Origin of the sequence: Duganella sp. 1224 (genome assembly GCF_013408245.1) — a bacterium.
Lineage (GTDB): Bacteria > Pseudomonadota > Gammaproteobacteria > Burkholderiales > Burkholderiaceae_D > Rugamonas.
The window spans coordinates 83311-94195 of sequence record NZ_JACBYS010000010.1 but is presented as its reverse complement, the minus strand read 5'-3'; the positions used below and the strand labels follow the sequence as shown (position 1 = coordinate 94195).

Below are 10885 nucleotides of genomic sequence, written 5' to 3'. Positions count from 1 at the left end.
TGAGCGTAGTGACGGCCGGCGGTTTCGTACTCGACGTGGGCGGTGTTGATGGTGATGCCGCGTGCTTTTTCTTCTGGCGCAGCGTCGATCTGGTCGTATGCTTTCGCTTCGCCGCCGAATTTCTTCGACAGCACGGTTGCGATCGCAGCGGTCAGGGTGGTTTTGCCGTGGTCGACGTGACCGATGGTGCCTACGTTGACGTGCGGTTTAGTCCGCTCGAACTTTTCTTTTGCCATTTTGCTTCTTCCTTAGAAAACAATGTTTTAAATATGCGGCCAGGTGATCCAACCCGGCCGCAAAAATACCAGATTACTTGGCTTTCGCGGTAACGATAGCGTCGATAACGTGCTTAGGCGCTTCAGCGTAGTGCTTGAATTCCATCGTGTAGGTCGCGCGGCCTTGCGTTGCGGAACGCAGGGTGGTCGAGTAACCAAACATTTCCGACAGCGGCACTTCGGCTTTGATGATCTTGCCGCCGCCGCCCGGGATTTCGTCCATGCCCTGCACCATACCACGACGGGACGACAGGTCGCCCATCACGGTACCGGCGTAGTCTTCCGGCGTTTCCACTTCCACCGCCATCATTGGTTCCAGGATGACTGGGTTGGCGCGTTTGCACGCTTCCTTGAATGCCATCGAACCGGCCATGCGGAACGCATTTTCGTTCGAGTCCACATCGTGGTACGAACCGAAGGTCAGGGTCACCTTGACGTCCACCACCGGGTAGCCGGCCAGAACACCGGTGTTCAGGGTTTCGCGCACGCCTTTTTCCACCGCTGGGATGAATTCGCGAGGAATCACACCGCCCTTGATGGCGTCGACGAACTCGAAGCCCTTGCCTTGTTCCTGAGGTTCCAGGGTCACGACAGCGTGGCCGTACTGACCGCGGCCGCCCGACTGCTTGACGAACTTGCCTTCGGCGCCTTCGACGGTCTTGCGCACGGTTTCACGGTAGGCCACCTGTGGTTTGCCCACGGTGGCTTCCACGCCGAATTCGCGCTTCATACGGTCGACGATAATTTCCAGGTGCAGCTCGCCCATACCACCGATGATGGTCTGGCCCGACTCTTCGTCGGTCTTGACGCGGAACGACGGGTCTTCCTGTGCCAGGCGGTTCAGCGCCAGGCCCATTTTTTCCTGGTCGGCCTTGGTCTTCGGTTCCACCGCCTGCTGAATCACCGGCTCCGGGAACACCATCTTTTCCAGGGTGATGATCGAGGCTGGATCGCACAGGGTTTCGCCGGTGGTCACGTCTTTCAGGCCCACGGCAGCGGCGATGTCGCCGGCGCGCACTTCCTTGATCTCTTCACGCTGGTTGGCGTGCATCTGCAGAATACGGCCCAGACGCTCTTTACGACCCTTGACCGAGTTGTACACGGTATCGCCGGCGTTGATCACGCCCGAGTACACGCGGAAGAAGGCCAGCTGGCCCACGAACGGGTCGGTCATGATCTTGAAGGCCAGCGCCGAGAACTTCTCGTCGTCAGCGGCTTTACGGGTGGCTGGCTGTTCGTCTTCGTCGGTACCGGCCACGGCAGCGATGTCCACTGGCGACGGCAGGTATTCGATGACCGCGTCCAGCATGGCCTGCACGCCCTTGTTCTTGAAGGCGGTGCCGCACATCATTGGCACGATTTCCGAAGCGATGGTGCGATCGCGCAGCGCTTTCTTGATCTCGGCTTCCGACAGGTCGCCTTCTTCCAGGTACTTGTTCATCAGGTCTTCGTTCGCTTCAGCAGCGGCTTCAACCATCTTCTCGCGCCACTCGGCGGCCGAATCGGCCAGCTCGGCCGGGATGTCGACGTAGTCGAACTTCATGCCTTGCGAGGCGTCGTCCCAGATGATGGCTTTCATCTTGACCAGGTCGATCACGCCCTTGAAGTTGTCTTCGGCGCCGATCGGGATCTGGATCAGCACCGGGTTGGCCTTCAGGCGCGCGCGCATCTGCTCGTACACCTTGAAGAAGTTGGCGCCGGTACGGTCCATCTTGTTGACGAAGGCCAGGCGTGGCACTTTGTACTTGTTGGCCTGACGCCACACGGTTTCCGACTGTGGCTGAACACCGCCCACGGCGCAGTAAACCATGCAAGCACCGTCCAGCACGCGCATCGAGCGCTCAACTTCAATGGTGAAGTCGACGTGGCCCGGGGTGTCGATGATGTTGATGTGGTGCTCTGGGAAGTTGTTTGCCATGCCTTTCCAGAAGCAGGTGGTCGCAGCCGAGGTGATGGTGATACCACGCTCTTGTTCCTGCTCCATCCAGTCCATGGTGGCGGCGCCATCGTGAACTTCACCGATCTTGTGGTTCACGCCCGTGTAGAACAGAACGCGCTCGGTAGTGGTGGTCTTACCTGCATCGATGTGAGCGGAGATACCGATATTGCGGTAGCGCTCGATGGGGGTCTTGCGGGCCATAATTAATCCTAAATCGTTTAATGGACAAAACCGAGCGCCATTTTTGGTACCAAAAATGAGCCCGGCCTCGAACAACGGATAACAGCCAGCCGCAGCTGGCCGATTTTATTAGAAGCGGAAGTGCGAGAACGCCTTGTTCGCTTCAGCCATACGGTGCACTTCGTCACGACGCTTCATCGCGCCGCCACGGCCTTCGGCCGCTTCCAGCAGTTCGCCGGCCAGACGTTGTGGCATCGATTTTTCGCTGCGCTTGTTGGCGGCTTCACGCAGCCAACGCATCGACAGCGCCATGCGGCGCACTGGGCGGACTTCAACCGGCACCTGGTAGTTGGCACCACCAACGCGACGGGATTTCACTTCAACCAGCGGCTTGGCGTTGTTCAGCGCGGTGGCGAACACTTCCAGCGGGTCTTTGCCCGATTTCTCGGCGATGTGCTCGAAAGCACCGTAGATGATGTTCTCGGCGACCGATTTTTTACCGGACAGCATCAGAACGTTGACGAACTTGGCGACATCAGTGTTGCCGAATTTTGGATCCGGCAGGATCTCGCGCTTGGGTACTTCACGACGACGTGGCATGTTAATTCCTTTATCTTCAGTTGAGTGCCTTGCGGTCACTCGCGGCGGCCATCATAGCCAGCCACTTACTCGGTCTCGCGACCGGCTCAACTCAATTAATGTCAATTACTTCTTGGCTTGCTTGGCGCGCTTGGCACCGTACTTCGAGCGCGCCTGCTTACGGTCTTTCACGCCCTGGGTATCCAGTGCACCGCGGACCATGTGGTAACGCACACCTGGCAAGTCTTTTACACGACCGCCGCGCAGCAGAACCACGCTGTGTTCCTGCAGGTTGTGGCCTTCACCGCCGATGTACGAAATCACTTCGAAACCGTTGGTCAGACGCACTTTGGCGACTTTACGCAGTGCCGAGTTTGGCTTCTTAGGAGTGGTGGTGTACACACGGGTGCAAACACCGCGCTTTTGCGGGCTGTTTTCCAGCGCCGGCGATTTGCTCTTCACGACCAGCTTGGTGCGTGGATTGCGAATCAGTTGATTGATGGTTGGCATCGTTCTTAATCCAACAAAATTACAACGTTAACAACCCGGTCATACTGCCGGGGACAAAAAACCTTCTCCCGATTCATAGGCTCAGCGGAGGCGCAAACAGCCACTCTCATGGAGCAGCCTGATTCAGCGTATACGATGTGCAGAATAAATTGAGAACTCGCGAGTATAGACGTGAACGGTGGCCCAGTCAAACAATTTCGCGGCGCCGGACGGCTTGCAAGCGGCAAGCAGACACTAGCAGAAAGGTCGGCAAACACTTGATAATAGCAAATAATTTCATTCCCGCTAGCCCCTGATGCGATCCCTGTTGCGCCCCGCCCCCCTGTTTGTGCTGACCAGTTACCTGCTGCTGACGCTGGTGCCCTGCGTGCCCCTGCTGCTGGGCCGACAGGTGCCGGAACTGGGCCACGTGCTGGCGGTGGCGTTGCTGGCCTGGCTGGCGGTGTGGGGCGTGGTCGGCCGGCCGGCGTGGTTCCACTGGCTGCTGATCCCGGCCTTCCTGGCGCTGCCGACCGAGATTTACTTGTTCATTTATTACGGCCAGGGCATTTCCACCCACCACCTCGGCATCATCGCCGAGACCAGTCCCAAGGAGGCGATGGAATTCCTCGGCCGCAAAGTGTGGCTGATGGCGGCGGTGCTGATCGGCGTGGTCGCCTGGTGGATCGCGGTGCAACTGGCGGCGCAGCGCAGCCCGGCGCTGACCTGGCGCGGCCGCAGCCGCAAGGCGGTGCTGTGCCTGCTCCTGGCGCTGGCCGCCCTCGCCCTGTACGGCCGCGAGTTCGGCGTGCGCGCCGGACCGGCGCCGCATGCCGGCGCCAGCCGGCCGGCGTCGGCGTCCGCAGCCGCCCCGGCCACCCCGGCCACCTCCGCCGCCAGCGCGGAAGCGCCGGAGCAGGACGCCGACGAGGCCAGCGACCCGGAACATGCCGCCATCGCCGGCGAGCAGCGGCTGGGCTGGAAACTGGCGCCGCTGCCGTGGCGCCTGCGCTCGCCGCTGGCGTTCAGCGACTTCGCCTCGTCGTGGCCGTTCGGCCTGACCGCGCGCGGCATCGACTTCTATAAAGAGCGCGAGTACCTGGCCGACCTCGGCCAGCGCAGCCGCAACTTCAGCTTCCACGCGCACCAGCCGGAAAAGAACGACACGCCGGAGATCGTCATCATGGTGATCGGCGAATCGTCGCGCTACGACCGCTGGGGCATCAACGGCTACAGCCGCGACACCACGCCGCTGCTGGGCAAGGAACCCAACCTGGTGACGCTGCCGGACGTCATCACCTCGGTGTCGGCCACGCGCCTGTCGGTGCCGGTGATCATCTCGCGCAAGCCGGCCACGCAAAGCCTGAAGGACGGCTTCTCGGAAAAATCCTTCCTCACCGCGTACAAAGAAGCCGGCTTCAAGACCTTCTGGCTGTCCAACCAGATCTCGTTCGGCCAGTTCGACACGCCGGTGTCGGTGTTCGCCAAGGAGGCCGACGTGATCCAGTTCATGAACCTGGGCGGCTTCACCAACAACTCCAATTTCGACCAGATTTTGCTGGAGCCGCTGCGGCACGCGATCGCCGACCCGGCGCCAAAAAAGCTGATCGTGCTGCACACGCTGGGCAACCACTGGAACTACAGCCAGCGCTATCCGCGGGACTTCGACAAGTGGCAGCCGTCGCTGTTCGGCGTCGACAAGCCGGTGTACACCGACCTCAAGATCAAGCCGCAGCTGAACAACAGCTACGACAACTCCATCCTCTACACCGACTGGTTCCTGTCGCAGGTGATCGGCCAGCTGAAGGATACCCGGCAACTGACCTCGATGGTCTACGTGGCCGACCACGGCCAGACGCTGTACGACGGCAGCTGCAAGCTGGCCTTCCACGGTCACAACACGCAGTACGAATTCCACGTGCCGGCGATGGTCTGGTACTCGGACGAATACCGGGAACGCTATCCGGGCAAGGTGGCGCAGCTGCGCAAGCACCGCAAGGCGCGGCTGGCCACCGAGAACATGTTCCACACGCTGCTGGATCTGGGCGACATCCAGTACGACGACCAAAAGCTGGAGTGGAGCTTCCTCAACCAGCAGTTCAAGCAGCACAAGCGCTACGTGGACAGCTACGGCTGGTCCAACTACGACAACGCCGACTTCAAGGGCGACTGCCGCGAAGTGGTCGACAAGGGCAAGCCCCTCAAACAGGACAAATAATGCGCATCGCAGCAGCCCAGTCGCCATCGGTGGCCGGCGACCTCGCCGCCAACCTGCAGACCCACCTGCGCTTCATCGCCGCCGCCGGCGCGCGGCAGGTGCGGCTGCTGGTGTTTCCGGAACTGTCGCTGTGCGGTTATGAACTGCCGCTGCTGCGCGCCTGCGCGCTGACGCCGGACGACGCCCGGCTGGCGCCGCTGCGCGTGGCGGCGACCGATGCCGGCATGACCATCATCGTCGGCGCGCCGTTGCGGGACGACGGCGCCGCCCTGCCGTGCATCGCCAGCCTCACCTTCCGGCCGGACGGCGGCGCCACCATCTACCGCAAGCAGTACCTGCACGGCGGCGAAGAAGTCCATGCCCAGCCCGGCCCGGTGGGCGCCCACGCGCAGCCGCTGCACAGCCAGCGCTACGTGGAAGCCATCTGCGCCGACAGCACGCATGCCGCGCACGCGCGCGCCGCCGCTGACGCGGGCGCCACGCTGTACGTCGCCGGCGTGCTGATTTCCGCCAGCGGCTACGACACCGACGCCACCCTGCTGCAAGGCTACGCGCGGCAACACCGGATGGGCGTGCTGATGGCCAACCACGCCGCCCCGTCCGGCGGCTACGTCCCGGCCGGCAAAAGCGCCATCTGGGCCGCCGGCGGCGCGCTGCTGGCGCAGGCGCCGGGGCCCGGCGAGTATCTGGTCATCGCGGAACAACAAGGAGGGATGCTGACACCTGCCCCGCATCCTGTCGTGGCAGTGCCAGCGTGACCACTTAGGGATCGGACCCGGCGGGTCCGCCCCCACCAGGCCGTGCGGGGTTAGCGGCGCAGCGCCAGGCGGGTACCGGGCACGCCCCCGTCATCGATCTTGAAGATGCCGACCGTCCGCTGCAACTCGCCCGCCTGCTCCTGCAGCGACGCCGTGGCGGCGGCGGCCTCCTCCACCAGCGCGGCATTCTGCTGCGTCACCTGGTCCATCTGCGCCACCGCCTGGTTGACCTGGTCGATGCCCTCGCTCTGCTCGCGGCTGGCGACGGCGATCTCGCCGACAATCTGCGTCACCTGATGCACATTGCCCACCAGCGTGGTCATCGTGGTGCCGGCCTGCTCGACCAGGTTGGTGCCCAGCTGGATCTTCTGCACCGAGTCATCGATCAGCACCTTGATCTCCTTGGCCGCCGCCGCCGAGCGCTGCGCCAGGTTGCGCACCTCGGTCGCCACCACCGCGAAGCCGCGCCCCTGCTCGCCCGCGCGGGCCGCCTCCACCGCCGCGTTCAGCGCCAGGATGTTGGTCTGGAAGGCGATGCCGTCGATCACGCCGGTGATGTCGACAATCTTGCGCGACGCATCGTTGATGTCGTTCATGGTGCTGACCACCTGCGCCATCACCTCGCCGCCCTGCGCCGCCGTGTTGGAGGCGCCCTCCACCAGCGAGCGCGCATGCTGCGCGTTTTCCGAGTTCTGCTTGACGGTGCTGGTCAGCTCCTCGATCGAGGCGGCGGTTTCCTCCAGCGAGCTGGCCTGCGTCTCGGTGCGCGACGACAGTTCCATATTACCGGCCGCCAGTTCCTGCGCGCCGGTGTTGATGATGTCCGCCCCCTGGCGCACGCGCGACACGGTCGACAGCAGGTCGCCCTGCATGCGCTGGATCGCCTTCAACAGGCGCTGGATCTCGTTGTCGCCGCTGGCGTCGATGCGGACGGTCAGGTCGCCGCCGGCCACGCGGTCCAGCTGCTCGACCGCGCCTTCGAGCGGCAGCAGCACCGTCGAGCGCAGCATCAGATGCGTGCCGAACACGACGGCCAGCGCGATCAGCAGGCCCAGCGCCACCAGCCACATGACCATGCCGTATTCGCTGGCGCGCTTGTCGGTCAGCGCGCCGATCTCGTCATCGCCGAGCTTCTGGAATTTTTCCAGCGCCGCCGAGAAGGCCGCGCCCACCGGCGTCAGCTCCTTGGCGTTGATGGCCGAGTAGGCGGCCGTGTCATCCCTGGCCAGCGCCTCGGAGGCGCGATCCAGCACGGCCGACAACTTGCGGCCCGACTCCACCAGCTCCTTCTTCAACTGCGCGTCCTGGGCGGCGAAGGCCGGCGCTTTCTCAAACTTGTCCAGGAAGTCGAGCGTGCGCTGGTAGGATTTTTTGGCGCTGGCCAGCGCCGCGTCGCGCGTCGCCTTGTCGTCGCCCTCCTTCAGCGCCGCATAGCCGCGCGTCAGCGCCGAGCGGGTGCGGGTGGTGTCCTTGTAGGCGTCATTGATGGTGATGATCTGGCTGGAAATGGTGTGCACTTCCGCGATCGAGCGGTTCGACTGCTGAAGCGCAACGATACCCAGCGCGGCCCCCGCCAGCAGCATTGCCGTAAATAAAACCAATACACCGAGCAAGCTGGCGCGCACTGTTACCTTGTTCATTCCGCCTCCACAATTTGACATTTCTAAAGGGAAACACTATACCAAATTTTGAAGTTCTCTAAGCTAAAAATCAACTATCGCAAGGCAGGGCTACAACAGGCTGCGCAGCGCTTCGCGCAGCGCCGGATATGTGAAGACGAAGCCGTTGTCGAGCAGGCGCGCGGGCGCCACGCGCTGCCCCTCCAGCAGCAGGTCCGCCTGTTCGCCGAGGGCCAGGCGCATCGGCCAGCCGGGCATCGGCAAACCAAAGGGACGATGCAGCAACGACGCCGCCACCCGGCTGAACTGCGCCTGCGGCACGCACTCCGGCGCGGTGAAGTTGTAGCTGCCGCTGCCGCCGCTGCGGCACAGGTGGGCGATGGCGGCGACCAGATCGTCGATGTGGATCCAGGACAGCCACTGCGTGCCGCCGGCCAGCGGCCCGCCGAGTCCCAGCCGGACCGGCAACAGCATCATCGGCAGCGCGCCCTGCCTGCCCAGCACCAGGCCGAAGCGCATGCAGGCCACCTTGACGCCGTGGGCTTCCGCCGCGCGCGCGGCCTCCTCCCATTCGCGGCACAGGTCGGACATGAAGACCGGCTGCGGGCCATCGCGCTCGGTCAGCTCAGTGGCGTCGCCGCGCGGCTGCACGCCGTAGTAACCGATGGCCGACGCCGACAGCAGCAGCGCCGGCTTGTGCTCGGCCGCGGCGATCCACGCCACTACCTTGTTGGTCAGGCCGATGCGGCTGTGGCGCAGCACCGCGCGCCGCGCCGCCGTCCAGCGCCAGCCGAGGATGCGCGCGCCGGCCAGGTTGACCACCACGTCGAACCGCCGCGACGGCGGCAGCTGCGCCATGTCGGTTACGCAGTCGACGCGGCCGTCGAACAGGGCCGCCGCGCGCGCCGGCTGCCGCGTCAGCACGGTGACGCGATGGCCATCGCGCAGCAAGGTGCGCACCAGGTGCTGGCCAACAAAGCCGGTGGCGCCGGTGATCAGGAAAGCGCGCGCGCCATCGGCGGCAGCGCCGGGGAGTTGCGTGAACACGCCGGAATCGGAATGTGTGATCATGGTTTATGCCCCATCATTTATGCACCATCAGCCAATACACCACCAGCAGGGCCGCAAACGCGGGCACACCCAGCGCGGTCCAGATTTTTTCGTAGCGCCAGTAACGCTCGGGCAGCGGCGTGGCGTCGCGCGCGGCCTGCTGCGCCATGTCGCGCATGCGCAGTTGCAGCCACACCACCGGCAGCCAGCAGGCGCCGGCCAGCAAATACAGCGCGATCGACCAGACGATCCACGCGGAGCCGAGCGGGAAGCCGGCCAGATGCACCATCCACAGCCCGGACAGCGGCTGGATGATAACGGACGGCGTGGTGAACCACCAGTCCGCCCGCGCCACCAGCCGCGTCACCACGGCGATCGCCGCGACGTTGCGCGTGCGGTTGGTGAAGAACATGTAGAAGGCGGTGCCGAAGCCGGTGCCAAACATCGCCGTGGCCGACAGGATGTGCAGCCATTTGATCGCCAGGTAATCCATTATCTGCTTCCTCTCCACATCCACAACATCAGCGCCAGCAACGGCAGGTTTTTACTCAGCGGCCCAAAGGGATGGAGCCAGAAGCCGGGCAGGCAGGCGCTCATCGCCAGCGTGTAGCCGCCGACCAGCGCCAGTTGCGCGGCCCACAGCCAGCGCCGTGGACGCAGCAGGAGCAACGCGCCGATCAGCGCGTCGGCGAGGCTGGCCGCCAGCAGCGTGACTTCGCGCGCTGGCGCCGGCACGCCGCAGGCGGCCAGCCACGCGTGGCTCTGCGCATGCGGCCAGCCAAACCAGGAGACGGCGGCGGTCCATAGCCACAAGGCTGCCATCGCCAGCGTGATCATCGGCGCGGCCCAGTGCCACACGGCGGCGATGCGCTGCGCCGGCTGCGCGAACCGCGCCGGATCTTGCGGCGGATGCCCGAGCAGGGCGGCGGCAGCGCCGGGATCGGCGGTGTTGCCGCCGTCCGCGCTGCGCTCCAGCATGCGCAGCGACTCGGGTGTCAGCGCGCTGGCCGGCCACCATGCCGCCACGCGGGCCGCGATGCGCGCCAGCGGCGCGGGCAGTTCCAGCACCAGCGCCGGCGCGGCCCGCATGCCGCGCCGCAGCTCGTCCAGGTACGCGGCCAGCGTCAACGGACGCGGACCGACGGCGGCCAGCTCGCGTGGCGGCGCCTGCTCCGCCGTCACCAGCGTGGCGATCAGCGCCGCCAGATCGCGCACGTGGATCGGCTGCACGCGCGCGCGACGCGCCATCGGCAGCGCCAGCACCGGCAGCGTGGCCAGCGCGCGGAACATGATGCTGCTGGCGCCGTCGTCGCCGTACACCAGCGATGGCCGCACCACGCAGGCCTGCACCGCACGCGCCAACAAATCGGCATCCGCCGCGCCCTTGCTGCGCCAGTAGCCGGTGGACGCGGCGGCGTCGCTGCCCAGCGCCGACACCTGCACCACCCGCCGCACGCCCAGCTGCTCGCAGGCAGCGAACAAGGCAGCCGGCGCGGCGCGGTGCAGGCGGTCGAAGTCGCCGGCGCGGCGTTCACGGATGATGCCCACGCAGTTGACCACCGCGTCGGCCTGGCGCAGCAGCGGCAGCCAGTCACGCGCATCCGTCAGGCTGGCGACGTCCGCCGCCAGCCAGTCGCGCGCGCCCTGCGGACGGCGCCGGCTCATGCCGGTGACCTGGCAACCGGCGTCGCACAGCGCCTGCATGACGTGGCTGCCGATCAGGCCGGAAGCGCCAACGACGAGGACCTTCATACCGCCTCCCATCTTTTATTTCTGTA

Annotated in this window: 10 protein-coding genes; 2 read left to right on the top strand and 8 right to left on the bottom strand. The window is 64.9% G+C overall.

Annotated elements, in window-relative coordinates; all coding sequences use genetic code 11:
* The 4 genes from FHW58_RS26250 to rpsL all read right to left on the bottom strand — a co-directional run.
* On the bottom strand, positions 1-236 hold a 236-nt coding region (locus FHW58_RS26250; protein WP_229265435.1), incomplete at its 3' end, for a GTP-binding protein.
* A gap of 73 nt (positions 237-309) precedes the next feature.
* Positions 310-2415 carry an elongation factor G gene (gene fusA / locus FHW58_RS26245; RefSeq protein WP_179676138.1) on the bottom strand — a complete coding sequence of 702 codons (2106 nt, stop codon included), beginning with the start codon at positions 2413-2415 and terminating at the stop codon, positions 310-312.
* 108 nt (positions 2416-2523) lie between these two features.
* Entirely contained in the window at positions 2524-2994 is a 471-nt protein-coding gene (gene rpsG / locus FHW58_RS26240; protein WP_179676137.1) for a 30S ribosomal protein S7, read from the bottom strand.
* 105 nt (positions 2995-3099) lie between these two features.
* Positions 3100-3483, bottom strand: a complete 384-nt coding sequence (rpsL, locus tag FHW58_RS26235) for a 30S ribosomal protein S12 (RefSeq protein WP_090192387.1) — start codon at positions 3481-3483, stop codon at positions 3100-3102.
* A gap of 295 nt (positions 3484-3778) precedes the next feature.
* Here rpsL and FHW58_RS26230 point away from each other — a divergent pair, with 295 nt between their 5' ends.
* Together FHW58_RS26230 and FHW58_RS26225 are read left to right on the top strand one after the other, a co-directional pair.
* Positions 3779-5680 carry a phosphoethanolamine transferase gene (locus FHW58_RS26230; RefSeq protein WP_179676136.1) on the top strand — a complete coding sequence of 634 codons (1902 nt, stop codon included), beginning with the start codon at positions 3779-3781 and terminating at the stop codon, positions 5678-5680.
* Positions 5680-6438, top strand: coding sequence for a carbon-nitrogen hydrolase family protein (locus FHW58_RS26225; RefSeq protein WP_179676135.1), 759 nt, complete (start codon positions 5680-5682; stop codon positions 6436-6438). Before FHW58_RS26230 ends, FHW58_RS26225 begins: the two co-directional genes overlap by 1 nt.
* A gap of 50 nt (positions 6439-6488) precedes the next feature.
* Here the strand turns inward: FHW58_RS26225 and FHW58_RS26220 are convergent, their stop codons facing one another.
* From FHW58_RS26220 to FHW58_RS26205, 4 genes are all read right to left on the bottom strand, one after another.
* Positions 6489-8078, bottom strand: coding sequence for a methyl-accepting chemotaxis protein (locus tag FHW58_RS26220; RefSeq protein WP_179676134.1), 1590 nt, complete (start codon positions 8076-8078; stop codon positions 6489-6491).
* A 90-nt stretch (positions 8079-8168) separates the two neighbouring features.
* A complete protein-coding gene (locus FHW58_RS26215; protein ID WP_179676133.1) occupies positions 8169-9128 on the bottom strand; it encodes a TIGR01777 family oxidoreductase in 960 nt (319 codons plus the stop codon).
* A 13-nt stretch (positions 9129-9141) separates the two neighbouring features.
* Entirely contained in the window at positions 9142-9600 is a 459-nt protein-coding gene (locus FHW58_RS26210) for a DUF2269 domain-containing protein (RefSeq protein ID WP_179676132.1), read from the bottom strand.
* The gene (locus tag FHW58_RS26205) at positions 9600-10859 is read right to left on the bottom strand and encodes an SDR family oxidoreductase (RefSeq protein ID WP_179676131.1); all 1260 of its coding nucleotides are present in this window, start codon (positions 10857-10859) and stop codon (positions 9600-9602) included. Before FHW58_RS26205 ends, FHW58_RS26210 begins: the two co-directional genes overlap by 1 nt.
* Positions 10860-10885: the final 26 nt, after the last annotated feature.